General features: G+C 65.9%; 26 protein-coding genes. 17 read left to right on the top strand and 9 right to left on the bottom strand.

The annotated features are described in order from the left end of the window. Positions 1-16 precede the first annotated feature (16 nt). A complete protein-coding gene (locus BACI348_RS06335) occupies positions 17-859 on the bottom strand; it encodes an esterase/lipase family protein (protein ID WP_159824446.1) in 843 nt (280 codons plus the stop codon). A gap of 600 nt (positions 860-1459) precedes the next feature. On the opposite strand from BACI348_RS06335, the gene BACI348_RS06330 reads away from it, so the two are divergent. The 5 genes from BACI348_RS06330 to BACI348_RS06310 all read left to right on the top strand — a co-directional run bounded on the left by BACI348_RS06330 (position 1460) and on the right by BACI348_RS06310 (position 5949). Next, positions 1460-2449 carry a 2-keto-3-deoxygluconate permease gene (locus tag BACI348_RS06330; protein WP_159824445.1) on the top strand — a complete coding sequence of 330 codons (990 nt, stop codon included), beginning with the start codon at positions 1460-1462 and terminating at the stop codon, positions 2447-2449. Then, complete coding sequence (locus tag BACI348_RS06325) at positions 2446-3516, top strand: four-carbon acid sugar kinase family protein (protein WP_159824444.1); 1071 nt, start codon at positions 2446-2448, stop codon at positions 3514-3516. Before BACI348_RS06330 ends, BACI348_RS06325 begins: the two co-directional genes overlap by 4 nt. Positions 3517-3654: 138 nt before the next feature. Beyond that, entirely contained in the window at positions 3655-4659 is a 1005-nt protein-coding gene (pdxA, locus tag BACI348_RS06320) for a 4-hydroxythreonine-4-phosphate dehydrogenase PdxA (protein ID WP_159824443.1), read from the top strand. Positions 4660-4811: 152 nt separating this feature from the next. Beyond that, the gene (locus BACI348_RS06315; RefSeq protein ID WP_159824442.1) at positions 4812-5585 is read left to right on the top strand and encodes a DeoR/GlpR family DNA-binding transcription regulator; all 774 of its coding nucleotides are present in this window, start codon (positions 4812-4814) and stop codon (positions 5583-5585) included. Positions 5586-5646: 61 nt separating this feature from the next. Continuing rightward, positions 5647-5949, top strand: a complete 303-nt coding sequence (locus BACI348_RS06310) for a YciI-like protein (RefSeq protein WP_159824441.1) — start codon at positions 5647-5649, stop codon at positions 5947-5949. A gap of 2 nt (positions 5950-5951) precedes the next feature. On the opposite strand, the gene BACI348_RS06305 is transcribed toward BACI348_RS06310, so the two are convergent. Further along, on the bottom strand, positions 5952-7346 hold the full coding sequence (locus tag BACI348_RS06305) for an amidase (RefSeq protein WP_159824440.1): 1395 nt from the start codon (positions 7344-7346) through the stop codon (positions 5952-5954). A 188-nt stretch (positions 7347-7534) separates the two neighbouring features. Between BACI348_RS06305 and BACI348_RS06300 the strand changes: the two genes are divergently transcribed. Next, entirely contained in the window at positions 7535-8755 is a 1221-nt protein-coding gene (locus BACI348_RS06300; protein WP_159824439.1) for an MFS transporter, read from the top strand. 130 nt (positions 8756-8885) lie between these two features. Here the strand turns inward: BACI348_RS06300 and BACI348_RS06295 are convergent, their stop codons facing one another. After that, a complete protein-coding gene (locus BACI348_RS06295; RefSeq protein ID WP_159824438.1) occupies positions 8886-9665 on the bottom strand; it encodes an IclR family transcriptional regulator in 780 nt (259 codons plus the stop codon). Positions 9666-9836: 171 nt separating this feature from the next. On the opposite strand from BACI348_RS06295, the gene BACI348_RS06290 reads away from it, so the two are divergent. Together BACI348_RS06290 and BACI348_RS06285 are read left to right on the top strand one after the other, a co-directional pair. Then, positions 9837-10655: a maleate cis-trans isomerase family protein gene (locus BACI348_RS06290; RefSeq protein ID WP_159824437.1), complete on the top strand. Its 819-nt coding sequence runs from the start codon at positions 9837-9839 to the stop codon at positions 10653-10655. Positions 10656-10667: 12 nt separating this feature from the next. Further along, positions 10668-12050: an SLC13 family permease gene (locus BACI348_RS06285; protein WP_159824436.1), complete on the top strand. Its 1383-nt coding sequence runs from the start codon at positions 10668-10670 to the stop codon at positions 12048-12050. A gap of 88 nt (positions 12051-12138) precedes the next feature. On the opposite strand, the gene BACI348_RS06280 is transcribed toward BACI348_RS06285, so the two are convergent. Continuing rightward, positions 12139-12759, bottom strand: coding sequence for a flavin reductase family protein (locus BACI348_RS06280; protein ID WP_159824435.1), 621 nt, complete (start codon positions 12757-12759; stop codon positions 12139-12141). Positions 12760-12801: 42 nt separating this feature from the next. Here BACI348_RS06280 and BACI348_RS06275 point away from each other — a divergent pair, with 42 nt between their 5' ends. Next, positions 12802-13548 (top strand): haloacid dehalogenase type II, encoded by a 747-nt coding sequence (locus BACI348_RS06275; protein WP_159824434.1) that lies wholly within the window; start codon positions 12802-12804, stop codon positions 13546-13548. A 7-nt stretch (positions 13549-13555) separates the two neighbouring features. Here BACI348_RS06275 and BACI348_RS06270 read toward each other — a convergent pair whose 3' ends face one another. Beyond that, positions 13556-15058 (bottom strand): AAA-type ATPase lid domain-containing protein, encoded by a 1503-nt coding sequence (locus tag BACI348_RS06270; RefSeq protein WP_201298388.1) that lies wholly within the window; start codon positions 15056-15058, stop codon positions 13556-13558. Positions 15059-15219: 161 nt separating this feature from the next. Here BACI348_RS06270 and BACI348_RS06265 point away from each other — a divergent pair, with 161 nt between their 5' ends. Genes BACI348_RS06265 through BACI348_RS06250 form a run of 4 tightly spaced genes read left to right on the top strand, consistent with a single transcriptional unit; the run spans position 15220 to position 18484 of the window. Then, positions 15220-16266: an amidohydrolase family protein gene (locus BACI348_RS06265; protein ID WP_159824433.1), complete on the top strand. Its 1047-nt coding sequence runs from the start codon at positions 15220-15222 to the stop codon at positions 16264-16266. Then, the gene (locus tag BACI348_RS06260; RefSeq protein WP_201298387.1) at positions 16263-17084 is read left to right on the top strand and encodes an iron-sulfur cluster assembly protein; all 822 of its coding nucleotides are present in this window, start codon (positions 16263-16265) and stop codon (positions 17082-17084) included. The genes BACI348_RS06265 and BACI348_RS06260 overlap by 4 nt, the downstream gene beginning before the upstream one ends. Further along, entirely contained in the window at positions 17081-18115 is a 1035-nt protein-coding gene (locus BACI348_RS06255; protein ID WP_201298386.1) for an NAD(P)-dependent alcohol dehydrogenase, read from the top strand. The genes BACI348_RS06260 and BACI348_RS06255 overlap by 4 nt, the downstream gene beginning before the upstream one ends. Positions 18116-18163: 48 nt before the next feature. Then, a complete protein-coding gene (locus BACI348_RS06250; protein ID WP_159824432.1) occupies positions 18164-18484 on the top strand; it encodes a putative quinol monooxygenase in 321 nt (106 codons plus the stop codon). Positions 18485-18578: 94 nt separating this feature from the next. Here BACI348_RS06250 and BACI348_RS06245 read toward each other — a convergent pair whose 3' ends face one another. The 4 genes from BACI348_RS06245 to BACI348_RS06230 all read right to left on the bottom strand — a co-directional run bounded on the left by BACI348_RS06245 (position 18579) and on the right by BACI348_RS06230 (position 23184). Then, a complete protein-coding gene (locus BACI348_RS06245) occupies positions 18579-19544 on the bottom strand; it encodes a helix-turn-helix transcriptional regulator (protein WP_159824431.1) in 966 nt (321 codons plus the stop codon). Between the two features lie 126 nt (positions 19545-19670). Beyond that, a complete protein-coding gene (locus BACI348_RS06240) occupies positions 19671-20417 on the bottom strand; it encodes an SDR family NAD(P)-dependent oxidoreductase (RefSeq protein ID WP_159824430.1) in 747 nt (248 codons plus the stop codon). Between the two features lie 49 nt (positions 20418-20466). After that, positions 20467-22116, bottom strand: coding sequence for an FAD-dependent oxidoreductase (locus BACI348_RS06235; RefSeq protein WP_159824429.1), 1650 nt, complete (start codon positions 22114-22116; stop codon positions 20467-20469). A gap of 252 nt (positions 22117-22368) precedes the next feature. Then, on the bottom strand, positions 22369-23184 hold the full coding sequence (locus BACI348_RS06230) for an IclR family transcriptional regulator domain-containing protein (RefSeq protein WP_159824428.1): 816 nt from the start codon (positions 23182-23184) through the stop codon (positions 22369-22371). 140 nt (positions 23185-23324) lie between these two features. Between BACI348_RS06230 and BACI348_RS06225 the strand changes: the two genes are divergently transcribed. From BACI348_RS06225 to BACI348_RS06210, 4 genes are read left to right on the top strand one after another with little or no spacing between them, the layout of a single operon-like run. Continuing rightward, positions 23325-24542, top strand: a complete 1218-nt coding sequence (locus BACI348_RS06225; RefSeq protein ID WP_201298385.1) for a CaiB/BaiF CoA transferase family protein — start codon at positions 23325-23327, stop codon at positions 24540-24542. After that, positions 24539-25357 carry a citryl-CoA lyase gene (locus BACI348_RS06220; protein ID WP_159824427.1) on the top strand — a complete coding sequence of 273 codons (819 nt, stop codon included), beginning with the start codon at positions 24539-24541 and terminating at the stop codon, positions 25355-25357. Before BACI348_RS06225 ends, BACI348_RS06220 begins: the two co-directional genes overlap by 4 nt. 25 nt (positions 25358-25382) lie before the next feature. Then, positions 25383-26327, top strand: a complete 945-nt coding sequence (locus tag BACI348_RS06215) for a DODA-type extradiol aromatic ring-opening family dioxygenase (protein ID WP_159824426.1) — start codon at positions 25383-25385, stop codon at positions 26325-26327. After that, positions 26324-26689 carry a hypothetical protein gene (locus BACI348_RS06210; protein WP_159824425.1) on the top strand — a complete coding sequence of 122 codons (366 nt, stop codon included), beginning with the start codon at positions 26324-26326 and terminating at the stop codon, positions 26687-26689. The genes BACI348_RS06215 and BACI348_RS06210 overlap by 4 nt, the downstream gene beginning before the upstream one ends.

The following is a 26689-nucleotide window of genomic DNA, read 5'->3' as shown; positions in this document are numbered from 1 at the left end:
CCGCTCGCCCGCGCTGCTAGAGGCAGGCGGGCTGGTAGGCGGGATCCGCTGGCCCCTTCGCCCGGCCCAGAGCGTGGGCGACGAACTGGTGCACCACGGGATCGTTGGGCGTCTGGTCGTGTTCAAAGACGTCGGCCGGGCACTTGTCCTGGATGGTGATGTTGGTGACCTGCCGGGCCGGACCGTTTAGGAACTGGCTGTTGTAGGGGATCACTACTTCGTCATAGACGGTGGAGAGCACGGTGTAGGACGGTCCGGCCACCGTGTCACCGGTGGTGTTGAGCTGCTGCATAAACGCGGAACCGGCCTGCTGGTCGGCGCAGGCGGCACAACCGGCAGCGGTGTAGTCAGGTGTTGGCGCCATGTCCGGCGGCGGGACAATCAGGCCTTTGGTGCCGTGATTGGACGGTGCGATGCCCACAAGGTGGTGGACGTACTTGGCGCCGCCCAGGAAGCCCATGTAGTACCGGGGCATCATGCCGCCCTGACTGTGGCCCACCAGGTCCACCTGCCTGGCACCCGTCGCGGAGCGGACCGCGTCCACGAACGGGGCCAGTTGCTTCGCGGATTCGGCCACCGGGGCGGTGGCATAGACGCCGTTGGTCTCGCCGTAGTTGAGGGCAAAGACGCAGTAGCCCTGGCTCTTGAGGTACGGGGAGAGCGTGGACCAGTTCTTCGCCATGCTCTCGAACGTTCCGGGAACCAGGATGACCGGATAGGGGTGCTCAGCGGACGGTTTGCAGGACCAGTCATTGGCCCCCGGCGGGGAAACCTCAACGGCCTGGGCGGGAGCGGCGGCCAGGGAGCCGGCGAGGACGGCGGCAGCAGCAGCGGACAGGATCCGGGATAGGAGTGACATGGAAACCTCTTTGTTTTTGTGCCAACAGGGCTGCCGGAGCTGATGGTCATGGTGTCAATCAGCACCGGCCGGGTTATCCATGCTGGCAGCGCCGCCGCCTCAGCGGACCGGGACTGCACGAACGTGCGGCCCATCGGACGGCTCGTCGGCCCGCTTGGCGAGACGCCGAAACCTACCGTTGTTACTGGTCAGTAGCCAGAATGCGACCGCCGGCACGGTGCACGGGCTTCCATCGTCCCCTGCACGTATGTGCAAACCGCGTTCGCGACCGTAAGAGAACGCGTCTCTAATAACCTGGCCACAAGTGAGCCCGCGTGGGGAAACCCTCCATAAGTGGGCTCGCGTCTCTGGGAACCCCTCCACAAGTGAGCCCGCGTGTGGGGAAAGCGTGCGGGAGGTGATGGGGCGTGGTTTTCTTCCGGCACCGTTCCGGCGCTTGGAGGGAGATTACGACAGGCTCAGGCACGCGGCACCTTCCTGCGCGTTTCGCGCAGAAGGCTTGCGCTAAACGCGCAACGAGTCTATGATCTTAATCATGTTCGGAGCCGGGCGGCTTGATCCCCCCTCCTCTCCCCTCCCCCACAACAATGAGGTTGATTGATGTCTGTTCCAATCAAGGCCACCATGGAAAAAGTTCCGGGCGGCATGATGTTGATTCCCCTGCTCATCGGTGCTCTTCTGGCCACCTTCGCACCGGATTCCGCTAAGTTTTTTGGCTCGTTCACGGGTGCTCTGTTCACCGGTGGCACCACCATCCTCGCCGTGTTCTATGTCTGCATGGGTGCAAGCATCGACATCAAGGCCACCCCGTACATCCTGAAAAAGGGCGGCGTTCTGCTCGGCAGCAAGGTCGCGTTCGCCGTCATCATCGGCATTATTGCGGGTAGGTTCCTTGGCGAACTCCCCATCGAAGGCGGCCTGCTGGCAGGCTTGTCGGTCCTCGCCATCGTCGCAGCCCTTAATGACACGAACGGCGGAATGTACATGGCGCTCATGGGCCAGTACGGAAAGCCCAAGGACGTTGCCGCCTACTCCGTTATGACGCTCGAATCCGGGCCCTTCCTGACGATGGTCACCTTGGGCGTTGCCGGCTTGTCGGCCTTCCCGTGGCAGGCCCTCGTAGGCGCCATCATCCCCCTCCTCCTCGGAGTCTTGCTGGGCACCCTCGACCCGGCCATGCGCAAATTCCTTTCCTCCGCGGCCCCCGTTCTTATTCCGTTCTTCGCCCTCGCCCTCGGTTTCGGTCTGAACCTGGAGAAGGTACTCACTGCTGGTCTTCTCGGTGTTGCACTTGGCCTGTTCGTGCTGATTGTCGGCGGCGCTGTGCTTTTCTTCGCTGACAAGCTGACCGGCGGATCAGGCATCGCCGGCCTGGCGGCAGCAACCACCGCCGGCAACGCCGCCACAGTCCCCATGCTGGTGGCCGCAGCCAATCCTGCCTACCTCCCTGCTGCCGGACCCGCCACCGTTCTGGTTGCCGCCTCCGTGGTTGTCACCGCCATTGGTTGCCCGCTGATGGTGGCTTGGTACGCCAAGCGCCTGAAGGCCAAGGAAGCGGTCGAGACTCCCGAGGTGTCCCCAGCCGTATGAACACTGACGGAACCACACGCTGGGCAATCATCGCCGACGACCTCACGGGAGCGGCAGATGCGGCCGCAGCCTACGGACCCACGCACACCAGTTCCGTAATCCTCGACGTCGACTGCATCTGGCCCGAGGCTGAGATCCTTTCGGTCAACACGGAGAGCCGCTACCTGGCCGCAGAGGAGGCAGCCTCGGCTGTCACCTCCGCCGTGGGGCGCGCCCTGGCTCAGGACCGCCGGATCTTCAAGAAGATTGATTCGCTGCTTCGCGGCAATGTGGGCGCAGAGGTCGCGGCAACACTGGCTGCCACCGCCCAGGGTCGCGGCAGGGGCCTGGCCATTGTGGCCCCGGCCTTCCCGGCCACGGGCAGGACCACACAGGGCGGCCTCGTCCACGTGGGCGGCGTTCAGAACACTGAAGGAAGCTTTGGTGGCGACGTCGCCGGCGCACTTGCCGACGGCGGCCTCACCGCCGAAGTGCAGGCCGGAACTTCCAGACTCACTCCGGAGGAACTGGCGGCGCACCTGCGGGACGTGCGGGAACGCGGGATTGACGCCGTCGTACTTGACGCCAGCTCGGACGGGGACCTGAAAGCCATCGCAGCCGCCGTTGAACGGCTGGAATTCCCGGCGCTCCTGGTCGGTTCCGGCGGACTGGCGGGGCAGATCGCTGCACGTGATAACGAAGGACCGGGTGCGCGAAATGCGCAGCCGCGGCGGGTTACCCGGACCTTGACCGTGATTGGCAGCTACTCCAGCCTTGCCCGACAGCAGACTGAGGAACTCGTCGCGGCCGGCGCGGAGCACATTACGCTGAACCATGACGCGCTGGACGAGCCGGCGGTTGCCCGCCAGGTTGCGGAAGCGATGACCCGGAACGACGTTGTGTTGACGCCGGATCCGGTGGGAACCATCGATAAATCGCAGGCGATTGTGGTGGCAGAGGCCTTGGCCCGCGCCACCGCTGCAGGAATCGGGAACTGCGACGCCCTCGTTATGACGGGCGGGGAAACAGCCACAGCCGTTCTGAAAAGCACTCGGCGCCGGGAGCTTCACCGTCCTCGGCGAGATTGAACCTGGCGTCGTGATGAGCCTCCTGCCCGAGCCCCTCCCCCTGCTGATCACCAAGGCAGGAGCTTTCGGGGACGCCGGTACGCTGGCCCGGACCACACAATTTCTTACTGGTACAACGACTGAAATGAGTATCAAATAATGGGACGCCCGATTGTTGCCATCACCATGGGCGATGCAGCCGGCATCGGTCCGGAGATCATCGTCAAGGCCCTGGCCGACAACGAATTGCGCTCAAAGGCCCGCATGCTCGTCATCGGCGACCTCCGCCGGCTGAAGCTCGCAGCGGACATCGTCGCCAGCCCGCTGACCCTGCGCAGGGTCTCGGAACCGTCGGAGGCCCTGTTCGACGAGGGCACCATCGATGTACTGGACATCGACTGCATCCCGGAGGACCTGGCCTGGGGTGAGCTTTCCGCCGAGGCCGGGCACGGTTCCTACCTCTTCATCGAGAAGGCCGTTGCCCTGGCCATGAACCGCCAGGTGGATGCCATCTGCACCGGGCCGCTGAACAAGGCAGCCCTGCACGCAGCCGGCCACAAGTACCCGGGCCACACCGAACTCCTCGCCGAACTGACCGGCACCGAGGAAGTTTCCATGATGCTGACCGCGCCCAAGATGCGCGTCATCCATGTGACCACCCACATCGGCCTGATCGACGCGATCGCCAAGATCAACGGCGACCTGGTCTACCGGACCATCAAGCGTGGACACGAGCTCTTGCAGGCCTCGGGCATCGAAAACCCGAAGATCGCGGTGTGCGCCATCAACCCGCACGCCGGCGAGAACGGGCTGTTCGGCTATGGCGAAGAGGCCGAAAAGATCCAGCCCGGCATCGAGAAGGCGCAGGCTGACGGCATCAACGCCTTCGGCCCGCTGCCGGCCGACACCCTGTTCTTCCTGGCCGGCCGCGGCGACTTCGACCTGGTGGTGGCCCAGTACCACGACCAGGGCCACGGTCCGGTGAAGGTCCTCGGCCTGGAAAACGGCGTGAACATCACCGTGGGCCTCCCCGTGGTGCGCACGTCCGTGGACCACGGCACCGCTTTCGACATCGCCGGCAAGAACATCGCCGACCACGAGTCACTCCTTGAGGCGCTGCGGCAGGCAGTGGACTTGGCACCGGCGCGGGAGGAATCGCTCTAGGGTCCCAAGGAAAGCGGCCGGCCAGCGTAGAATTGCTGACCGGCCGTTGCCGTCTCCGCCCGGTGGTTGAGCCTTTCGAAACCGATGGAGTGGGGGCCGGAACTAGCATGGGTAGCACTGCCACCACCATGCCCACGGGAAGGAGACCGGGAATGCTCAGCGCAAACGCGCGGCGCGAGGAGATCTACCACCTTGCCGTGACCACCGGCCTGGCCTCCGTGGAAGAGCTCTCCGCGCGGTTCGAGGTGACCGCGTCCACCATCCGCCGGGACCTGGCTTTGTTGAACGGGCAGGGCCGGCTGGCCCGCACCTACGGCGGAGCCATGGCGCTGGGCGCGCACCCGGAGGCGTCGCTGCGGCAGCGCACCGGCGAGGCGTTCGAACAGAAGCACGCCATCGCCCGCTGGGCGGCGTCCGTGATCCAGCCCGGAGAGAACATCCTGCTCGACGCCGGCTCCACCGCAGGCGCCCTGGCCCACGAACTGCGCGGGTTTGAAAAGCTGTCGGTCACCACACCAGGCATCAACACACTGCAGGAGCTGGCCGACTCCGAGGGCATCGAGGTGGACTGCCTGGGCGGCCGCCTGCGCAGCGTCTCGCAGAGTTTTGTCGGACCGCTGGCCGAGGCGGCGCTGGAACGGATGAGCTTCGACCGCGTCTTCCTGGGCGCCGACGCCGTCACCGCCGAGGACGGAATCTGCGAAGCCGACCACGCCCAGACCCGCCTCAAGGAACTCATGGCCCGCCGCGGCCGTGACGTGTACGTCCTGGCCGACTCCTCCAAGCTCGGCCTCCGGCCTTTCCACGCCTGGGTCCGTCTGGCTTTGCCGTGGACGTTGGTGACGGACGACGGCGCCGACCCGGCCCAGGTGCAGAAGTTCCGCGACGCCGGGGTTCAGGTTGAGGTGGCTTCGGTTTCCGGGTAGGTCCCGCCGGGTAGGCTACTCCGACAACGGAAGAAAACACCTGAACGATATGGAGAGGCCCATGCACGCCGTGCTCGAATACGCCTACGAGGACAACTACCTTGAAACCCGCGAAAAATACCGCGCTGTCCACCTCAAAGCGGCGTGGGAAGCCGTCGAACGGGGCGAACTTCTGCTGGGCGGGGCTGTTGGTGACGGACCATTCACCGGGCTGCTGATCTTCGGAGGCGGGAACGCGCTCGAGGCGGCCAAGGCTTTCGCAGCCGCGGATCCTTACGTCACCGGTGGGGTGGTGAGGTCGTGGACCGCCCGCCCCTGGACAACGGTGGTGGGAAACGAGGCGGCCACGCCGGTTCGCCCCTAGTCCTAGAGACCTGCCTCACCTAAAAAGCGCTCCAGCCATTCGGCAAAGTCCAGCGCCAGCGCATCCGCACCAGGGGCTGCGACCACCTGGACGGACAGGGGCAGGCTCTCGGATGACCACGCGACCGGCAGCGAAACAACAGGTGCTCCCACCATGGTCACAGCCCTGCACTGGCCCATGATGTCCCAGCCAAAAATGGACTGTCCGTCAATGTCCAGCTTTCCGGACGCGTCGCACGCAGGACCGCCGGCTACCGGCAGGAGCACGATGTCTGCCGTATCGAAGACCGCCAGGTCCCGTCGTCGTGCCTGGTTTGATTCGGCAACAGCCGCTTCGAGTTCCCCTGCCTCAGTCTGCATGGAACGCTGGATGGGCTCGAGGTTCGCGGGGAGCACCAGGTGCTCCCTGCCGGCGACGGCCGCGGCGTGATCAATCATCGGGTCAAGAGGGCGGAGCCGGTTATAGGCTGCCAGTGATCCCGCAAACAGATCCGGAGCATGTTTCAAGGTCCGGACCTCCGGCGCGAGCTGCTCCGCCAATGAAGAGATCATCGCTGACACCTCACGCCGCACCGGCCCCAATGCGGAACCGTCACTCCAAGCCACCGCAACATTGCTTGGAACCCCACCCAAGCCTCGAACGCCGGGACGGCTATCCGAAAGCACTGCGAGCGCAGTCCGCAGGTCCCGCACTGACCTTGCGAGCGGCCCGATGACTTGAGTGTCGGCTTGCAGGCGTGCAGCGGGCGGGGTCGGGTTGCCGCCTCCGTACCAGCCCCCGGCTCCCGGCACGATGCCAAGGTCCGGAACGGTACCCGGGGTGGGCCGCAGGGCGGTGATACCCACACATTGTGCCGGCCACCGCAGCGATCCGCCGTAGTCGGTGCCCAACCCCAGTGCCGATATGCCGGCAGCGACCGCGGCAGCCTCTCCCCCGCTCGAGCCACCCGCCGTCGCGCCGGGAAACCGGGGATTGAGCGTCCGGCCCCCGACGGCACTCTCGGTGATGGCGCCGAACGCAAATTCGGGGCAATTGGTTTTCCCAATCACTACCGCGCCCGCCTCCTGCAGGCGCCGCACCGCGGTGGCGGTGAACGTGGCAACGTTCCCGGCGTAGGCGGCACTGCCGCCGGTCAGCCGCAACCCTGTTACGGCGATGACGTCTTTGACACTGAGCGGAACTCCCGCCAGCGGCCCGGGGTCCTCCCCGCGGGCGCGACGGCGGTCCACCTCCTTGGCGGCAAGGGCGGCTCCGGGCCAACCCTCCTCAATGAACGCACACAGATCGGGGGCTGCGTCGGCCCGTGACCGCGACTCCGCCAGGACGTCCTCGGCGGAGGCCTGACCTGTGCGAACTGCGGAGACGACGGCCGTGGCGTCACGAAGCGAAGTGTGCATGAACTGAATGTAGCAGCGCGCTTTCGCCCCCAATGCTGCATTTCCCATCTGTTCGCCTTGCGAACTTTTGTACGTGGGGTGAACCTGGAGTATCCTCATCGACAGACCGTATGCCGCGCGTCACATTCGGCGATGGGGCTCTTAGCCTGGGCGTGCGACCAATTCCTTCCCTGATCAATGAGGATTACATGACAACTTCTCCCTCCCCGCGCGCATCCCGCTGGCCGGTCTGGCTCTGCTGGCTGGCCATGGTTCTGGACGGCTTTGACCTGGTGGTGCTCGGCACCGTCATCCCCACCCTTATCAAGACGGGCGAGCTCGGTTTTGACGCGGTGGGCGCAACATTGGTGGCCACCATTTCCCTCGTCGGCGTCGGCGCAGGAGCCTTGTTCATCGCTCCGCTGTCAGACCGCTTCGGCCGCCGAAAACTGATGGTTGCCTGCGTGCTCTGGTTCTCGCTGTTCACCCTCGCGGTGGCGTGGGCACCGAACGTGGCCATGTTCGGCGTTTTCCGCTTCCTGGCCGGGGTGGGACTGGGCGCCTGCCTTCCGGTCGCGCTCGCCTACATGAACGACTACGCACCGGCGGGATCTGCAGGCAAGTCCACCACCCGCACCATGACCGGCTACCACGTGGGCGCGGTGGCTACCGCCTTCCTCGCCTTGATGGTCATCCCCGACTGGCGCACCATGTTCGTCGTCGGCGGCCTTGCAGGCCTGGTCCTTGTGCCGTTCCTGTGGGTCAAGCTGCCCGAGACCCTGCCGGCCGCAGCGGGAACCGCCAAGAAGGAAGAGCAGACCGGCTTCCGGGACCTGGCGAAAAAGCCCTACCCGCTGGTCGCCGTGGCGATCGCCGCCGCGTCCTTCATGGGGCTCCTGCTGGTCTACGGCCTGAACACCTGGCTCCCCCAGCTCATGGCATCCGCCGGATACCCCGTCAGCGCAGGCCTTTCCCTGCTCCTGGTGCTGAACCTGGGCGCCGTCGCGGGCCTCATCATCGCCGGCATCCTGGCCGACAAGCACGGCACCAAACCCATCGTGCTGCTCTGGTTCGGCCTGTCCGCGGCCTGCCTTGCCCTGCTGAGCGTCAAGGTGGACAACGCCATCCTGCTCAACGCCCTGGTCTTCGTCACCGGCGTGTTTGTCTTCAGCGCCCAGGTGCTCGTTTACGCCTGGGTGAGCCAGCTGTTCCCGGCCCGCTTGCGTGCCACCGCCCTCGGATTCGCCGCCGGGGTGGGCCGCGTGGGCGCCATCGCCGGACCCGCCGTCACGGGCGGCCTGGTGGCAGCCGGCATCGCCTACCCCTGGGGCTTCTACGTCTTCGCTGCAGCCGGCGCCCTCGCCGTGGTGGCCCTGCTGGCGGTCCCTCACGCCATTGCAAACACCAATCCCGCCCAGGAACACGTTTAGCTGACCCACGTTGCCCGGCCCGCCCCTCCTGCCCGTAGGGACGGGCCGGGCATTTTCGTCCCCCGCGGGAGGGCCCTCAGGCGACGAAGCCGGCTAAGGCCGGGCCGCCGTCGTACCTGTTTAAGTCACACTATGACGCCGCTGGTGCGTACCCCAGCGCACGGCTGGCTTCCAGTCCCGCCCGGGCCACCACAGGACCCAGCCGTTCAACATCAGCCGGCCCGATCCGCTGCGTGGGGAATCCCAGGCCCACGGCGCATGCAAGCCGCCCGGCATGGTCGAACACCGGGGCGCTGATGGAACCCACATCCTGGTTGCGTTCCCCGAAGGCGGCGAAGTACCCCTGCTCACGGGCAACAGCCGCCTGCTCCCGCAGCTTCTCCAAGGACACCGGGGTATCCGGCGTAAAGCCCTGCAGCCCCTGCTCGTCCAAGGCATCCCACGCACCGGGATCGAAGGCCAGGAACACTTTGCCCGGGGCGCCGGCGTGCAACGGCATGACCATGCCCACCATAAACGGGCGCATCACCACGTGCCGCGTCTCGGCCACCGCCACGATGGTCCGGAACGCCCCGTCCCGGACGTACAGGCACGCAGTTTCACCGGTTTCATCGCGCAGCTGCTGCAGGACCGGCTTCACCAGCCGCACCACGTCCAGCCCGAACGTTCCCGGAGTAGCCCAGCGGACCAGCCCGATGCCGATCCGGTACCGGTCGCCGTCGCGGTCCAGGAATCCCTCACGCAGCATGTTCTGGACCAGCCGCTGGCAGGTGCTCGACGGCAGCCCGGTTTTACGGATGATCTGCTGCAGCGTCGGCTCGGGCTCCTCCACGGAGAAGCAGTCCAGAATCTCCGCCACCTTGTGCAGGACCAACAGGGGTGAGGCCCCAGCTCCCGGTTCCTTCACCACTGTCCAATCATCCCTTCAATCGTTTTCTGCCAGCCCCCAGCTTAGTGAGCGGGGAGCACCGCAAGGAAAGTGATCCACTTGACATCCCACCAGAGTGACCCACATCATGGGATTAGAACCCACTTTATGGGTTTACCCAACAAATCCCCAACACAACGACGTGGAGAAGCCATGAGCACCCCCGCTGTAACCTGCGAAACTGCCCCCGAGCCCAAGCGCCCCGGGATGAGCCGCGTGGGACTGATCGTCCCCAGCTCCAACACCACCATGGAGACCGAGCTGCCGGAACTGTTCCGCCGCCAGGCCGAGGCAACCGGCCACAAGTACACCTTCCACTCCGCCCGCGCCGGCATGAAGAAGGTCACCAAGGAAGAACTGCTGGCCATGGTGGGCAAGGCAGCCCAGTGCGCCGAAGCAGTTTCCGACGCCGATGTGGACGTCATCGCCTACGCATGCCTGGTGGCCGTCATGGCCCAGGGCCCCGAGGCCCACGTGGGCTCGGAGCAGGTCATTGCGGACGCCGCCGCGGGCAACGGGCACCCCGCCCCGGTCACCAGCAGCGCCGGCGCCCTGGTCCGCACCCTGCACGGAATCGGCGCCCGGAAGGTCGCCATGATCACCCCCTACATGAAGCCGCTGACGCAGATGGTGGTGGACTACATCGAAGGATCGGGCATCACGGTGCTGGACGCCATCAGCCTCGAAGTAGCGGACAACCTCGAGGTCGGCTGCCTGGACCCGCAGAACCTGCCCGCGCTGGCCCGCAGCCTGAAGCGCGAAGGCGCAGACGCCGTCGTCCTGTCCGCCTGCGTCCAGATGCCTTCCCTGGCTGCAGTGCAGGCAGTGGAGGACGAGCTGGGACTCCCCGTCATCACCGCGGCCACGGCCACCACCTACGAGATCCTCAAGGCCCTCGGCCACACCCCCGCCATCACCGGCGCAGGCGGCCTGCTGTCAGGCGCCGGCATCTTCGCTCCGGCAAACGTGTAGGCGGTTGACACCATGTCGCTGTCACTCATCGCGTTCCTGGTGCTGGTGGCCGCCTTCGCGGTCGGTTCCTTCACCAAGATCAACGCCGGCCTGCTGGCCACCGTTGCCGCATTCGGCGTGGGCACCCTCCTGGCCGGCATGTCCGTCAAGGACGTCATCGGACAGTTCCCGGCCGGGCTTTTCTTCATCCTCGTGGGCGCTACCCTGCTGTTCGCCATCGTCCGGATCAACGGCACCATAGACCTGCTGGCCTACTGGGCTGAACGGCTCGCCGGCGACCGGAAAATCCTGGTCCCCATCCTGATGTTCCTGCTGACGGCAGCCCTGGCTTCCGCCGGCGCCTTCACGCCCGCCGCCATCGCTATCGTGGCCCCGGTGGGCCTGGCGCTGGGCATGCGCTTCGGCATCAGCACCCTGGCCATGGGCCTGGTCATCGTCCAGGGCGCGAACGCCGGCGCGTTCTCCCCCGTCAACCCCTTCGGTGTCCTCGGCAACAAGATGCTGGATGGCGCGGGTGCCTCGGACGGTTCATTCAAGCTCTACGCGTACTGCTTCATCTTCAACGCCATCCTGGCCGTGATCGCCTACGTCCTGGTGCAGGCCATCATGAAGCGCCGGGCAGCCAAGGCGGAAGCCCGTCAGGCGGACGGCGGCAATGCTGTCAAGAACGACGGCGGCGCTGACGCCCCCTCAGGCGACGGCGTTTCAGGTTCCGGCGGCGCCGGAACGGCCGTACTCACCGCCCCGGCAGAAACTTCCGTAGCTGCCGGAACGAGGACCCGCCCGGAGAAGGTAGCCGCAACCCCCATGCGTATCCTCACGCTGGTGGGCATCGCCTCCCTCCTGGTACTCACCACCGTCCTGGGGCTCGACGTGGGAGTGGCCTCGCTGGTCATCGCCGCGGTCCTGATCGTCCTGGACTCCAACGTGCAGAAGCCGGCGGTGGAGAGCATGCCGTGGTCGGCCATCATCCTGGTCACCGGCATCGTCACCTACGTGGGCATGCTGGAGAAGATGGGTGCGCTGAAGGAACTCCAGGAAGGCATCGCGGGCCTGGGCAACAGCTCCCTCGCGGCGCTGATTGCAAGCTATGTGGTGGCCATCGTGTCAGCCTTCGCCTCCACCACCGGAACCCTCGGCGTCATCAGCCCGGTGATTGAGCCCATCGCCATGGACCCGCTGCTCACCCCCGTGGGTGTGGTGACGGCCATTGCCATCAGCTCCTCGGTGGTTGATGTCAGCCCCATGTCCACCAGCGGGGCCTTGCTGATGGCGAGCGCCCAGCCCAAGGACGAGCGGATGTTCTTCCGTGCCCTGCTGCTGTGGGCCATCGCGATGATCGGTGTGGTGCCGCTCCTCGTCTGGTTCCTGTTCGTCCACCTCGGCCTCGGCTAAAGAGCTCCGGCTGAAAGGGAAAGGGACGTCCTCGTTGGGACGTCCCTTTTTCCTTTCCACTTCCCCGCCAACGCTGGCGGACCGGCCCTTAGCCTTTGGGCCGGAAGTGGCCCGGCCAGTCCTGCACCCGGATCCGGGTGAGGTCCTGGATGTCGCCAAGCGTGCCCCATTCGTCCAGCCCCAGCCGGGCCAATGGCTCGAGCAGGTCGATCCGCGGGTGGCTGCCATCGAGTACTTCCGAACTCACGGCGGCATGGGTCACTTCGCCGAACACCAGCGTGGAGTCCCCTATCGGCAGCACGGAGTGGAGGCGGCATTCAAGCACCGCCGGTGATTCCTTGACCCGCGGCACCGCAACGGTGACGCTCGGCTCCCGCGTCAGGCCGGCGGCGTCGAACTCGCTGACCTGCGGCGGGAAATTGGTGCCGGTGGCGTTGACCTCTTCCAGGAGCGCGGCAGGGGCCAGGTTGACCACAAACTCTCCGGATGCGGTGATGTTGCGGAGCGAATCCTTCTCCCCCACCGAGGTGAACTGCACGATGGGCGGATTGGTGGACGCTACGGTGAAGAAAGAGTGCGGGGCCAAGTTGTCAATGCCCTCCGGGGAGACGCTCGAAACCCACGCGATAGGCCGGGGCACCACCACGGCGGTGAGCAACCGGTAGAAATCACGGGCGGACGTCGCTGAGGGACTGAAATCAGTTCGCATGCTGCCAGACTAACCATGCGGCAGCACGGAAGGAGAAATCACATGGGGTTCGAGCCCTACCGTTCACCATCAACCGGGCGCCCGGTGCGCGCCGTCCTCTTCGACACCTTCGGGACCGTGGTGGACTGGCGCACCGGCGTGGCACGGGAAGTGGCAGCGTTCGCCACGGCACACGGGGTTGCCCTGGACGCGTACGCTTTCGCGGACCGCTGGCGGGCCCTCTACCAGCCGGCCATGGATGCCATCCGCTCCGGGCAGCGCAGTTTCGCGAAGCTGGACACGCTCCACCGCGAAAACCTGGACCAGGCGCTCCGCCAGGACGGCATCGATCCGGACCAGCTGCCCGCCGAGCGACTGGAGGAGCTGAATAAATCCTGGCACCGGCTGCCGCCCTGGCCGGACAGTGTGGAGGGCCTGGCAAGGATCCACCGCCACTACGTCGTGGGCCCGCTGTCCAACGGCAATACGTCACTGCTGCTGGACATGGCCAGCAACGCCGGCCTGCCGTGGGATGTGATCATCGGTTCGGACATGACGCGTACTTATAAGCCATTGCCCGAGGCGTACCTCCGCACCGCTGAATTCCTGGACCTCCACCCTGGTGAGGTGATGCTGGCGGCCGCGCACAACAACGACCTGCACGCGGCCCGGACGGCCGGGCTGGCCACGGCGTTCATCGCCCGCCCCACCGAACACGGCCCGGGCCAGACGGCGGACCTGGCCCCCGAAGGCGACTGGGACCTCGTGGCGCCCAGCATTCCTGACTTGGCGGACCGGCTCGGGGCGTGAACCAGGCTTACTTCGGCGCGGTAATTCCGAGGCGGGCCATCCGCCGGTAAATCGTGGCCCTGCTCATTCCCAGTTCAAGGGCGGCCGCGGCCACCGTGGTGCCTGGCCGGGACAGGGACCGGATGATCTCGTCCCTCTCCACGGCCTCGATCCGGGTGAGATGCGGGCCGGCGCGTCCCACGAGCCGGGAGGGCAGATGCCGCACGTCGATGGTTTCCGTGCGCAAGGCCGCGTCATGGACCATGGTGAAAAGTTCGTCCACGTTCCCTGGCCACCCATAGCCGGCCAGCGCGTGTTCGGCAGCAGCCGTGAAATCCACGTCCCGCATCCGCGCCTGGCGTGCGGCGTACCTCGCCAGGGGCATGACATCAGCGAGGCGTTCACGCAAGGCAGGCACCGGCACCACGGTTTCCACCATGGCGGCCAGGGGCTGCGGGACGGCGGCCAGTTCCTCCGCGGTCATCGCCCAGGTGATCGCGGGCGGGTTGCCGTCCGGTACCGGCGGCGACTGCACCGCGGCGGCAGCCCGGGCGCTCAACTCCTGCGCCGCCCAGGCGGGCAGGAGGTCAACGTTTTCCACGATCACTGCGGTGTCCGGCTTGGACAGCTCAGGGGTCCAGAGCGACAACCACGCCTCCACGTCCTCGGGCTCCGGAGCTGCCGCGCACAGGATGCGGCTTCCGGGACGCGCCTGGCGGATGGCCTGCCCCACCAGCGTGGCCCGGCCGGAGCCTGGTTCTCCGACGGCGGCCACCACCTTGTTTGCCCCGAGGGCCACGGCCGCACGGTCCTGGGCGTCCGTCCAGGCCGGGGACATGGCGCGCAGCGTTCCCGCACCCGGCTCAAGCCGGCCCCGCTGGACCCGGAAGACACCGCCTTTGGGTCCCGCTTTCGGCCTGTGGCCACGGGACTTGGCGAGCATGAGGGCAGCGGTGTTGCTCGCCGCCGACTGGGCCAGGGCCAGGAGCAACTCCGGCGAAGACTTGGACCAGGTGGTGATGTTCACGCTGCCCTCAAGGCGTCCGCTGCGGGGATCGATCACCGGCACGGCAGCGCAGGTGTATGTCCGGAGGCTTGCGCTGTAGTGTTCCTCGGCGCGGACCAGGCTCGGCGTCCGGTCCGCCAGTGCCATGCCCAGCCCGCTGGTTCCCGCTTCCCGCTCGGAAAAGGCAAACCCGGGAGCCAGATGGACCTTGTCGAGTGCCCGCAGCAGTGAGGTGTCGCCACTGAAGCGGTTGACGACCAGCCCGTCGGCGTCGGTGAGCATCAGGCTCAGTGGCTCGTTGGCCAGCGTTTGATGCAGGCTGGTGAGCACCTCCTGGCCGCACTGATAGAACAGCGAGTCAGCGGCCACAGACCCGGCCCAGACGGGGTCGATGGCCTCGGCCGAGACGCCGTATTCCTCACTGCGCTGCCAGGAGGCAAGAAGGCGTCTTGAGACAGCAGTCATCATGCCTTCCGGCCCGCCGGCCTGTGGCCGCGGGACGGGAACGTTCTGATCCGGCACCATCGCCGCCCTCCTTGTCCTGGTCATTCGAGATTACGGTGTGGTGGTTCAAAAGGCGATGTCACCATGTCTCAAAATGAGACACCGGTCACAGGTTGACAGCTGCCTTTTGGCCATAGCGTCTTCTCTGTCGCGACTATGGCAGTCGCGGGGAGGAGAACGATATGTACAGCAAAGACGGCGAGAACTACTTCATCGTCGACGCGCACGTCGCGTTGTGGGACGCCCGCCCGGAGAACCAGCGGAATATCCAGGGCAAGCAGTTCATCGATTGCTTCTACGACTACCACCGCAACCTCGGCCCGGAGGAGGAACACTGGTCCTACGAGGAATTCCTTTACCAGGGCGGCGAACGCCTCATGAAGGATCTGTTCCAGGACGGCTACGTGGACCACGCGATCTTCCAGCCGGCCTACCTCGGCGCGTTCTACAAGAACGGATTCGCGCAGGTGGAGGAGGCATACAACCTGGCCGCGGCGAACCCGGGCAAGCTCACGTACAACCACTGCTATGACCCCCGCGAGGGCGAGGCAGGCCTTGACCGGCTCCGCGCCGACCACGAGAAGATGAAGTTCAAGGGGGTCAAGCTCTACACCGCCGAGTGGCGCGGCGAATCCCGCGGGTACAAGCTCTCCGATCCCTGGTCCTACCGGTATTTCGAGGAGTGCCGCAAGCTCGGCATCAAGAACATCCACATCCACAAGGGCCCCACCGTCCGCCCGCTGGACCGGGACGCCTTCGATGTGGCCGACGTGGACCATGCCGCCTCCGACTTCAACGACCTGAACTTTGTGGTGGAGCACGTGGGCCTGCCCCGGCTGGAAGACTTTTGCTGGATCGCCACCCAGGAACCGAACGTCCACGGCGGCCTGGCGGTCGCTATCCCCTTCATGCACACCCGGCCGCGGTACTTCGCCCAGATCATGGGCGAGCTCATCTACTGGATCGGCGAGGACCGGATCCAGTTCTCCAGCGACTACGCCATCTGGTCCCCCCGCTGGCTGATCGAGCGGTTCGTTGATTTCCAGATCCCGGAAGACATGACCGAGTACGCCCCGCTCACTGTGAACCAGAAGAAGAAGATCCTGGGACTGAACGCGGCGAAAATGTACGACATCCCGGTGCCCGCAGACCTCCAGCTCCCCAACGCGGATGAGACCAAGACAGGACCGCGGCAGCCCGAACGGGCGGACCTGGCAGGCGTGGCATGACGGCGGCATTGACGGAGCGCACCCTCCGGCGCCGGGACGTGTCGGTGACAGCCGAGGACGTCCGCCAGGCGCTGGGGGCCGTGCTGGATCCGGAGCTGGACGAGCCCATCACGGATCTGGGCTTCGTCCGTTCCCTCGAGATCACCCGTTCCCTTGCCGGCGCCGTGGTGACCGTGCACCTGCGGCTGCCCACGTCATTCTGCTCGCCGAACTTCGCCTACCTGATGGCGGCCGACAGCAAGGACGTGATCTCGGCTCTGCCTGGGGTGGCGGCGGTAGTGGTTGAGCTCGATGACCACCACGACTCCGCCCTGATCAACGCCGGCCTCGCGGCCGACGCCGGATACCGCGGCACCTTCGGCCAGGAAGCCGAGCACAGCCTGGAGGAGCTGCGGTGGACGTTCCGCCGCAAAGCGCACACCGCCGCGATGGAGCGCTGCCTTACCGAACTGCTGCGCGCCGATGCCACGCTGGCAGAAGAAAGCGTCGGGACAGTGCGGCTGGGTGACCTTCCCGCCGGCCGGAGCAAGGACGCTTTAGTACGACGGCGGACGGCGCTTGGGCTGCCGACGGAACCGGCCGCCGTCGTCCTCGTTGACCACGACGGCATTTCCTACCCACCGGACAACGTGCCGATGGCGTTGCGCCGGGCCCGTTCCACGCGCATTTCCATTGACGGCAATGCCCACTTCTGCCGCGGCCTGCTGCGCACACGCTACGCCGGCTCCGGCGCCGACCAGACAGACCGGCCCGAGGGAGCCGAGGCTGCCGACCATCACCACCTGCTTCCGTTCACAGTCAAGGAGATCCACCCATGAACACCATGCGAGCCATCCAGGTGGTTGGCTACCACGAAGGCCTGAAGATGACCGAGGCACCCATACCGGAAGTGGCCGGGGCCTGGGACGTCGTGGTCCGGATCGGCGGCGCCGGCGTGTGCCGGACAGACCTGCACATCCTCGAGGGCCAGTGGGCCGAAAAGTCCCAGGTGCAGCTGCCCTACACCATCGGGCACGAGAACGCGGGGTGGGTGCACGCCGTCGGAAGCGCGGTCACCAACGTCAAGGAGGGCGACAAGGTGATCCTGCACCCGCTGATCACCTGCGGCCTGTGCCGCGCCTGCCGCTCCGGCGACGACGTGCACTGCGAGAGCAGCAAGTTCCCGGGTATCGACACGCACGGCGGGTACGCCGAGTACCTCCTCACCTCCGCCCGGTCGGTGGTGAAAATCGACGACTCGTTGGAACCTGCGGACGTGGCGGCCCTGGCGGATGCGGGCCTGACGGCCTATCACGCCGCGGCGAAAGCGGCCAAGCGGCTGACGCCGCGGGACAACTGCGTGGTGATCGGCGCCGGCGGGCTGGGCCACATCGGGATCCAGGTGCTGAAGGCCCTCACGCCGAGCCGGATCATCGTGGTGGACCGCAACCCGGCCGCCCTGGAGCTGGCGAAGTCCATCGGTGCCGATGTGGGGGTCCTTGCGGACGGCTCGCAGGTGGAACAGGTGCGCGCCCTCACCGGCGGCAACGGCGCCGAGGTGCTGATCGACTTCGTGGGCGAGGGCGGTGCGACGTCCGAGGGCATTGCGATGCTGCGGGAGGCGGGCGACTACTTCGTGGTGGGCTACGGCGAGGACATCACCGTGCCCACCATCGACATCATCTCCTCCGAGATCAACATCATCGGCAACCTCGTGGGGTCCTACAACGACCTGCAGGACCTCATGTCGCTCGCTGCCCGCGGCGCCGTCACGCTGCACACCCAGAAGTACAAGCTGGACGATTTCCAGCAGGCGATCAGCGACCTGGACGCCGGCAAGGTCCGCGGCCGCGCCATCCTGGTGCCCTGATACCCGTTTCGCCCCAGCCCGCACGAAGCTTTATTTAGAGGAAAACTGATGATTTTTATTACCGCCAAATTCCCGGTGAAGCCGGAGCACGCCGACGCGTGGCCGGAGATTTCCCGGGACTTCACTGAGAACACAAACGCCGAGGAGGGCTGCCTGTTCTTCGAGTGGGCCCGTTCCCTGGCCGACCCCAACACCTACGTCCTGATCGAGGCGTTCCGCGATGACGAGGCCGGGGGCGCGCACGTGCAGTCGGAGCATTTCAAGCGGGCGACGGCCGAGCTGCCGGCGTACCTGGCCCGGACTCCGGACATCGTCAACGTCAAGGTGGACGGGTGGTCAAAGCTCGGCGAGCTCGCGGTCGAGGGGTAGCCCTGCGCCCCGCCGGCAGCGCAGGATGCCGGCGGGGCACCCCTCCCCGGTGAACCTGTGCCAGGGGGGGGCTTGCCGGGCGGGGCGATTCGCGTCAGGACAGCGTTCGGACCGCCCGGCGGACGTGGGAGGGTTTCACTCCGTATTTGCGTTGGTACTCGGCCGCGAACCGGCCTAGGTGGTGGAAGCCCGAGTCCGTGGCGATCTGGGTGATCGACGCAGACCCGTATGTAGGGTCCATCAGCCGGCGATGGGCGAGGCGGAGACGAGCATCCCGAAGGTAGATCATGGGTGAGAGCCCTTTCTGTCGTTGGAAGCCTGCCTGCAAAGACCGGGCGCTCACCCCGGCTTCCGCGGCCAGGCGGGCGAGAGTCCAGTCCGCCTCGGGTGCGGCCTCGATCAATTCGATCGCCCGGGCGACCGTCCTGGGCGCCGAGGCGGGCGCCTCGGCGAAAAGCTGCGACGTCCAAGTGTTGGGCTGGGTGAGGACCAGGGCGGTCAGGAACATGTCCAGCAGCCGCGAGCACAATTGCTCCGGTAAAGCTTCGGCGTGGTGCTTGTCGACGATTCCCGCCATGGTGTGTAGCGCGCCGGCCCAGTCAGGTGAGTAGCTTGACTGATGGGTGAACTCCAGGCGGCGGTCCACGGGCCGGCCGGTGAGCATCCCGACGTGGAGGAGGACCGCGCTTCTCGGTATCCGTAAGGCGAGTTGGCACATGTCGGCCGACCAGCGCATCGTTGGCTGGTCCTCCGGGTTGAAAACCACGCCGTGGCGGGGACCGGTGGCGATCTGTTCCCGGGCGAACTGAACCGCTCCGCGGCCGATCACCGGCAGGTGGACGGCGTAATAGCCCAACACTTCGGTGGTAGCCACCGACGACTCACCGCGGTACTGCATGCAGATCAACGAGGCGTCACCCATAGGCGCGGCACTGAGCCGAGCGTTGCGTCCGTGGTACTGCAGGCGGTGGGGAGAGAACAGCTCTGCCCCAACCTGGGTCAGTTCCTCGACGTCTCCGGACGAGAGAACTGTCTGGCGCTTCAATGGGCTGGACAGCATCAGCCGGAATCACCTCCAAAGTGCTTGAGACCTGGAATATTGTTAGTGGAAGTTAGCAGACCCGTGTCTGCGCGTGAATGTCTGCTGGCCTTTCTCGGATGGAGCCAGCAGACATTCAGGGCGTCCCTAGCTGGCGAGCCAGCCTCCGTCGACCGAGAGAACGGATCCGTTCACGTAGGAGGCCTCCTCCGAGCACAACCAAGTAGCAGCACGCGCCACCTCTTCGGGTTGGCCGTAGCGGTTCGAGGAGGTTCGTCCGATGATCTTTGCCATCACCTCCTCCGGGACACCGGCCGTCATCGGCGTCTCGATCGGTCCCGGGGCGATGGCGTTGATCCGGACACCACTTCCGCCGTGATCGAGGGCGGCGTTCTTCGTCAGCCCGACGACTCCATGCTTGGTGGCGACGTACGCTGTCTGTCCGCCTGAAGCGGCGTAGCTCCACACCGAGGCGGTGTTGACGATCGCCCCTGAACCGGCCTCGAGCATGTGCTGCAGCTGGAATTTGAGGCAGTAGAAGACACCGGAGAGGTTGACGTTGACCACCCGCTGCCAGTCCTCAACCTCGAGCTCGGCCAGAGGCGCCGCCTGAAAGATCCCGGCGTTATTCAGGGCGTAGTCGAGGCGCCCGAACGTCGAGACTGTGTGTTCGACCGCAGCCTTGACCGAATCGGGGTCGGACACGTCTGTCAGGACAAAGTCTGCTTTGCCGCCTGCCGCTTTCAGGGCTTCCACGGTGGCCCGGGCGTCATCAGCCAGCACATCGCAGATGACCACGCTCGCGCCGCGCTGGACAAAGGATTGGGCGGCCGCCGCCCCGATGCCTCGCGCTGCCCCGGTAAGCATGGCGACTTTGCCGTTCATGTCAGTCATTTCGTAAGTACTCCTTGGTGCGAATAGAAGAGTTTGCTGGTGGCCGGCGTCAGGAGACCGCGATGGGGTTGCCGCCGATTGCCACGGGACTCGCGAGGAACCACTGGTTGAGGTACTCGGCGATCAGGGGAGCATCGTTAAGCACGCAGCTCACCCCCACGTACAGGTCGGGCCTGATGAGGATAAGCCGGCTCTCGGTACCAATCTCGTAGCGGTCGGTGATCTCGCCGGTTTCATCGGGGCTACGGTGGTCGAAGTCGAACCCGGTCTCGTCGCCACCGTCGGTGATCAGGTGGCAACGTACCTTCCCGGGATGACGTTGCTCGAGGTGGCTGCGTACCTCCGCGGCCACGGAAGCAGTCTGGCCGGCGTCCTGCCCCGCCCCGGTAACAGCGACAAGGGTGAAGCCCGGGTGCCGGCAGAGATCGTAAAGCCGCTTCGCCGGCTCCACCAGAAGCCTCGCGTCAGGGGCGCGGTCTCCGGCCTTGGGGCCGGACACCGGCGTCAGCCCGTCGGGCACCTTGACGGCCTCGCGGTAGTTGTGGGACAGGCCCGAAACCAGGCGGATGGTGTCGTGCTCCCAACCGGGCTCCTGAGTGAGGTGGTAGCGGTCTTCGGGGTCGATGCCGAAGCCCATGACGATCTCGTGCGTGGCCATGGCACCGGCCGTGACCTGTTCCCCGATTGGGCGTCGCTCCGCTTCATAGGAGTCGAGGATCGATTCCTCGGCGTCGCCGTTCACGACCGCAGCGAGCTTCCACCCAAGGTTGAAGGCGTCCTGCATACAGCCGTTCATGCCCTGGCCCCCGGAAGGAGAGTGGATGTGGGACGCGTCGCCGCAGATGATGAGACGGCCATTCCGGTACTTGCTGGCGATGTGGTTGAGGATAGGCCAGGCAGTGGCCCATTCCGGTTCGCCCAGCTGGATCCCGATCCCCAGCTTGTCGGCGACCTCCTGGAACGACGCCTTCTTATCCTGCATGTGCACATAGTTCCCGGTCGGCTCGCTCATGTAGATGCGCCAGTTCTTGCCCGGGAGTTTGGTGCAGTTCATGAACAGTTCCTTGTTGAAGAAGTAGTTCATCCAGCGGTCGTCGAAGGTGACGTTGCTCAGCGGCACGTCCATCATCGCCATGGCCGCGACCTCCTCGCCCTCGAAGGCGATACGGGCACGGTCACGGACGATGCTGCGCTTGCCGTCGCAGCCCACAACCCAGGCCGCCCGCACCGTCTCGGACCCGCCGTCCGGCAGCACCAGATCGACCCGGACTCCCTCGCCTTCAGGCACGATGTCCACGACTTCGGTTCGGTACTCGGGCACCACCGAATAGACGGCGAGCAGGTGCTCACGCAGGACCTGCTCGAAATCATTCTGGTTGATCTTGTAGTAGAAGGGGTATCGGGTAGGGAGGCTGCGGTAGTCCGTACGCGGCTGATCATCCTCCTCGCGACCGGGGAAGTGGTAGATGTTCCCAGGGCACTCCGAACAGACTTCCTCCAGCCGGTGGGCTGCTCCGATGTGGTCGAACATTTCCATTGACCGTGCGTGGACCGTCATGGCGCGCGTCGTGTGGGACGGGCCCCGCCGCTTCTCCACCAGGCGGATAGATACGCCCCGCCGCAGTAGCTCGTGGGCCAAGATGAGTCCGGTGGGGCCGGCTCCAACGATGACAACGCTGGGATCGCTTGAGTGGGGCATACTCTCTCCTTACTGTGCTGCAGGCCGTCCGGCCTGTGATCCCTGTCATAGTCACGGAGTCTCGATCCCGCCGCTATCCCTTATGCGCTCCCTAGTCAAAAGGCGAAGTTCCAATTCCCGCCCGGCCGCGCACCAAGCCAAGCGTGTCGAGGAAGGGCGTCCGAACCGGGGTGATCACCACGCCTCGGGCCTGCTGAAGTATCTTCTGGGTTTCCGGGGCTAGTGGCTCGAGTACCCGCGCCGTCGCCGTCGTCAGGGCCGGGGAGCGGTATTGAGCGTCTTGACCGGGCGGGACTGCCAGCGGGCCCAGTCCGCGCCGGTCTCCCGGGCGGCGTTCTGGAGCAGAGGCAGGTATTCGTTGACGAGCTTTTCGATGCTGGTCTGCTGGGCATGGACGGTCACGTTCATGGATGCGCGCACCACGCCTTCCCCGTCGGTCACTCCGACCGAGATGGAACGGACCCCGGGGGCCAGCTCCTCGTCGGCCAGGGCCCAGCCCTGTTCCCTCACGGCGGCAAGGATTTCCAGCACGCGGCTGTCGGGCATTCTCCCGATTTCGGGCAGACCGGACCGCGATGGTTCGGCAAGGACCTTCAGCGCAGCCTCAGGCGGCAGCGCGGCCAGCAGCACCTTGCCCTGGGACGTGACCATGGCTGGGAACCGTGTGCCGATATCGACGCGCAGGGCGATGAGCTTCGGTACCGCGACGCGTGCAACGTACACGATGTCCGAACCGTCCAGCTGCGCCATGGAGGAGGACTCCCCCGTCTGCTCGACCAGGCGCTCCATGTGCGGCCGTGCCATATCCCAGAGGCCGAGGGACCCGACGTAGGCCATGCCGAGCTCCAGGACTCTGGGCGTCAGCATGTGCGCTCCGCCACTGGCCCGCACATAACCCAACTCTTCGAGGGTGAGCAGTACCCGGCGCGCGGTCGGGCGCGCCAAACCCGCGGCCTGCGCCACCTGGCTCAGGCTCAGTTGAGGCTGTTCCGGCGAGAAACAGCGCAGCACGTCAAGGCCGCGCGCCAGCGCCTCAATGAAATCGGGTCCCTGCCCGCGCTGCGGCATGGCGCTCCTTCGGTTTGGTTTTTGTGACGCTTGACACTTTCCCCTCCGGGCGCCATTCTATAAACATTCCCGATCCGCGGACAACCGTCCGCCTAGCGGACAGCGGCTCCCGCCCGTCCGACAGCCCGAAAGGACCCATCGTGATCAGCCCACCAGGACCCGCCGCGGACGCCTCGCCCCGCCCGCGTCCGCTCGACGGAATCATCGTCGCCGACTTCTCCCGTATCCTGGCCGGCCCGTACGCGACGATGCTGCTGGCAGACCTCGGCGCGGAGGTGATCAAGGTCGAAAGCCCGGCCGGAGACGACACACGCTCATGGAAGCCCCCTGTCCGGGAAGACGGCGTCTCGACCTACTACGCGGCGATCAACCGGAATAAGAAATCCGTGGTGCTGGACTTCAAAGACGACGACGACCTGGCCTGCGCCCAGGCACTGGCCGCCAGGGCCGACGTCGTCATCGAAAACTTCAAGCCCGGCGGACTGAAGCGGTTCGGGCTCGATTACGAATCGGTGAAGGAGCGGAACGAGTCCGTGGTCTATTGTTCGATCAGCGGCTTCGGCACCGCGGAGGGAGCTTCGCTCCCCGGTTACGACCTGATCGTGCAGGCGATGTCCGGACTGATGAGTCTGACAGGCGATCCGGACGGACCGGCCTACCGGGCGGGCATCAGCGTCTTTGACGTGATGGCCGGGCTGCATTCCGCCATCGGAATCCTCGCCGCGCTGCGGCACCGGGACCACACGGGCGAAGGCCAGAGCATTGAGACCTCGCTCATGGCCTCGGCCATGAGCGGACTGGTCAACCAGACCTCGGCCTACGTGGCGGGAGGGGTCGTACCGGCCCGGATGGGCAACGCCCACCCCAGCCTCTTCCCATATGAGCCTTTGCCCACCGCCGACGATGACTTGATCATTACGGCAGGCAACAACGCGCAGTTCCGCAAGCTCTGCTCCGTTCTGGGCGTACCTGAACTGGCTGATGACCCCCGGTTCGCGGAGAACGCCGACCGCACCGCCTGCCGGGAGGACCTGCGACCTCTGCTGGTCGAGCGCCTCACAACGCGGCCGGCGGCCTACTGGTTCGAAAAACTGAATGAAGTCGGCGTGCCCAATGGACCGATCAACACGATCGGGCAGGGTGTCGAATACGCCCGCAAACTCGGCTTGAACCCGGTGGTGCAGGTTGGAGCGGGTGCCGCAGCCGTTCCCGGGGTACGCAACCCCATCACGTTCTCTGCAACGCCCCCGCGCTACGACCTTGCCCCGCCGGCCCTGGGCGAACACAGCGAGCAGATCCGCTCCTGGCTGGCCACCACCACAAACGCGGGAACTCCGATGACGAAGGAAGAGGCATGACCAGCGCTGAAAACAAGGACAAGCTGCGGTTCCCCACCTCACTGGGAACCTCGACTGCCACTGAAATCAGCCTCCTGGGCCAGGACCTGCCATTGGACCTGATGGGCAAGGTCAGCTTCGGGGAGCTCGCATTCTGGCTGGTTGCCATGCGCCGCCCGGAGCCGGGTGAACTCCGGGTCTTCGAGTCCGTGCTCGTCGCCCTCGCCGACCATGGATTCACACCCACGGCCATTGCCGCCAGGCTCACCTATCTCAGCGCACCGGACTCGCTGCAGGGTGCCCTGGCCGCGGGTCTGCTCGGCGGAGGCTCCCGCTTCCTGGGAGTTACGGAGGACTGCGGCCAGTTCCTCGCCAAGACGCTCAAAGCGCACGACGGCGATCTGCCGGACACCGACGCCGGCTGGGACCAGATGGCGCTGGAGGCCATCCGGGCCCAGCGGGCCGCCGGAAAGTTCGTACCCGGCCTGGGCCATCCCAACCATAAGGACGGAGACCCCCGCACCCCGGTACTCCTCGGCATCGCCGAGGAAGAAGGACTGCGCGGCCCGCACCTGCGGCTGTTCGAGGCTATCGGGCGGATGAGTGAAGCCGCCCTGGGGCGCCGGCTGCCGCTCAACGGCGCGGGCGTGTGCGGCGCGGCCCTCGCCGACCTGGGCCTGCCCACCGAGCTCCTGCGCGGATTCGCCCTCCTGGCCCGGGCAGCCGGACTCCTCGGACAAATCGCCGAAGAGCGCCGCAACCCCATCGCCAACGACATCTACATGACCGTGGACCGCAATGCCGTCTACGTCACCCCCGACAACCAGACCGTCTGAGCAACCGGAGCAAGGAGAGACATCCATGGCTGACCTGACGGCCGTGCTGGCCAGTACCCACCACCCCTTTTACCTCAAGGCAACAAGCGACCACTCCCCGGAGCGGATGCCGCAGGCCGACGAATGGCAGCGCAAGGTCGAGGCCTACCGCCAAACGCTTACAGCAGCGGAACCGGACGTGCTGGTTATGGTCGGCGCTGACCACTTCCACCAGTTTTTCCTGGACAACTATCCGACTTTCCTGATCGGCAAGCAGGAAAAATATGATGCGACGTTCTACAACGAGGAACGCGAGTTCGGCATCCCCACGTACCTGCTCGACGGGGACCTGGACCTGTCCAACTTCCTGCACCAGGGGCTGCTGGATGCCGGCTTCGACTTTTCCTTCAGCCACGAACTGAAGATCGACCACTCCATCGTGTGCCCCATCATCACGGTCCGGCCGGACGCGGACCTGCCCATTGTGCCGATCTACACCAACATCTTCGCCCCGCCGCTGCCGTCCCCGAAAAGGTTCTGGGACCTGGGCCGGGCCATCCGCAAGATCATCGACGCATATCCGTCGGACAAGAAGATCGCGGCGATCGGCACGGGGCACCTGTCCCTCGAACTGGGCGGACCCCGCATGTTCGGCGAACACGGGCCCGATCCGGACTTCGACGCCAAGGCCATCGAGTGGCTCTCCACCGGCAACATCGAGGCGATCCTCGAAAATGTCACCCATGAATCCATGGCGGGAGCCGGAAATGCCACGCACGGGTTCATGGACCTGATCCTCATGATGGGAATCGCCGGACCCGAGGAAGCCGACTACGTCGATCAGCTGGACCTCTTCCACACCCGGGAAATGTACATGACCTGGTACCCGCAGAAGAGCGAGAAGCTTGCCGGGGCTGCAGCCACGGCGGCCGCGTCCTCCGGCGCCGCCCTCGGGCCGGTTTACGCCGAGAAGGATGGAGTGCCGGCATGAGCAAGTACTACGTCAACAAATTCCTGTACACGATCGACCGGGACCCGGAATGGGTGGCCAAGTACAAGACCGACCCCGCCGGCACCATCGAAGCATGGGAAAAGGAGGTGGGCACCTGGCTCAACAGCGCCGAAAAAACTTCGTGGCTCTCGTTCACCGCCGAGGAGCGCCGCGCGCTGGAGACGTACGACTACGAATGGCTGTTCGCCTACGGCGCCCATTTCTTCCTCTACCTGACACTTTTCATCGGCCTCTTCGACGAAGACTGGGCCGCTGAAAAAGGGCCCCTGGCCTACCAGCGCGAATGGGCGCGACGGCTCCAACCCTGGACCGGCCAGGACTACCCCTCCGTAGCCCTCTAA

Origin of the sequence: Arthrobacter sp. 9AX (genome assembly GCF_902506095.1) — a bacterium.
In the GTDB taxonomy this organism is placed as follows: Bacteria; Actinomycetota; Actinomycetes; order Actinomycetales; family Micrococcaceae; genus Arthrobacter.
This window is presented reverse-complemented; position numbering and strand designations above follow the sequence as displayed.

Excerpts from the sequence above, each read along its gene's own strand:
- BACI348_RS06335 (WP_159824446.1), bottom strand. The coding sequence starts at position 859 with ATGTCACTCCTATCCCGGATCCTGTCCGCTGCTGCTGCCGCCGTCCTC.
- BACI348_RS06330 (WP_159824445.1), top strand. The coding sequence starts at position 1,460 with ATGTCTGTTCCAATCAAGGCCACCATGGAAAAAGTTCCGGGCGGCATG.
- BACI348_RS06325 (WP_159824444.1), top strand. The coding sequence starts at position 2,446 with ATGAACACTGACGGAACCACACGCTGGGCAATCATCGCCGACGACCTC.
- pdxA (WP_159824443.1), top strand. The coding sequence starts at position 3,655 with ATGGGACGCCCGATTGTTGCCATCACCATGGGCGATGCAGCCGGCATC.
- BACI348_RS06315 (WP_159824442.1), top strand. The coding sequence starts at position 4,812 with ATGCTCAGCGCAAACGCGCGGCGCGAGGAGATCTACCACCTTGCCGTG.
- BACI348_RS06310 (WP_159824441.1), top strand. The coding sequence starts at position 5,647 with ATGCACGCCGTGCTCGAATACGCCTACGAGGACAACTACCTTGAAACC.
- BACI348_RS06305 (WP_159824440.1), bottom strand. The coding sequence starts at position 7,346 with ATGCACACTTCGCTTCGTGACGCCACGGCCGTCGTCTCCGCAGTTCGC.
- BACI348_RS06300 (WP_159824439.1), top strand. The coding sequence starts at position 7,535 with ATGACAACTTCTCCCTCCCCGCGCGCATCCCGCTGGCCGGTCTGGCTC.
- BACI348_RS06290 (WP_159824437.1), top strand. The coding sequence starts at position 9,837 with ATGAGCACCCCCGCTGTAACCTGCGAAACTGCCCCCGAGCCCAAGCGC.
- BACI348_RS06285 (WP_159824436.1), top strand. The coding sequence starts at position 10,668 with ATGTCGCTGTCACTCATCGCGTTCCTGGTGCTGGTGGCCGCCTTCGCG.
- BACI348_RS06280 (WP_159824435.1), bottom strand. The coding sequence starts at position 12,759 with ATGCGAACTGATTTCAGTCCCTCAGCGACGTCCGCCCGTGATTTCTAC.
- BACI348_RS06275 (WP_159824434.1), top strand. The coding sequence starts at position 12,802 with ATGGGGTTCGAGCCCTACCGTTCACCATCAACCGGGCGCCCGGTGCGC.
- BACI348_RS06270 (WP_201298388.1), bottom strand. The coding sequence starts at position 15,058 with ATGGTGCCGGATCAGAACGTTCCCGTCCCGCGGCCACAGGCCGGCGGG.
- BACI348_RS06265 (WP_159824433.1), top strand. The coding sequence starts at position 15,220 with ATGTACAGCAAAGACGGCGAGAACTACTTCATCGTCGACGCGCACGTC.
- BACI348_RS06260 (WP_201298387.1), top strand. The coding sequence starts at position 16,263 with ATGACGGCGGCATTGACGGAGCGCACCCTCCGGCGCCGGGACGTGTCG.
- BACI348_RS06255 (WP_201298386.1), top strand. The coding sequence starts at position 17,081 with ATGAACACCATGCGAGCCATCCAGGTGGTTGGCTACCACGAAGGCCTG.
- BACI348_RS06250 (WP_159824432.1), top strand. The coding sequence starts at position 18,164 with ATGATTTTTATTACCGCCAAATTCCCGGTGAAGCCGGAGCACGCCGAC.
- BACI348_RS06245 (WP_159824431.1), bottom strand. The coding sequence starts at position 19,544 with ATGCTGTCCAGCCCATTGAAGCGCCAGACAGTTCTCTCGTCCGGAGAC.
- BACI348_RS06240 (WP_159824430.1), bottom strand. The coding sequence starts at position 20,417 with ATGACTGACATGAACGGCAAAGTCGCCATGCTTACCGGGGCAGCGCGA.
- BACI348_RS06235 (WP_159824429.1), bottom strand. The coding sequence starts at position 22,116 with ATGCCCCACTCAAGCGATCCCAGCGTTGTCATCGTTGGAGCCGGCCCC.
- BACI348_RS06230 (WP_159824428.1), bottom strand. The coding sequence starts at position 23,184 with ATGCCGCAGCGCGGGCAGGGACCCGATTTCATTGAGGCGCTGGCGCGC.
- BACI348_RS06220 (WP_159824427.1), top strand. The coding sequence starts at position 24,539 with ATGACCAGCGCTGAAAACAAGGACAAGCTGCGGTTCCCCACCTCACTG.
- BACI348_RS06215 (WP_159824426.1), top strand. The coding sequence starts at position 25,383 with ATGGCTGACCTGACGGCCGTGCTGGCCAGTACCCACCACCCCTTTTAC.
- BACI348_RS06210 (WP_159824425.1), top strand. The coding sequence starts at position 26,324 with ATGAGCAAGTACTACGTCAACAAATTCCTGTACACGATCGACCGGGAC.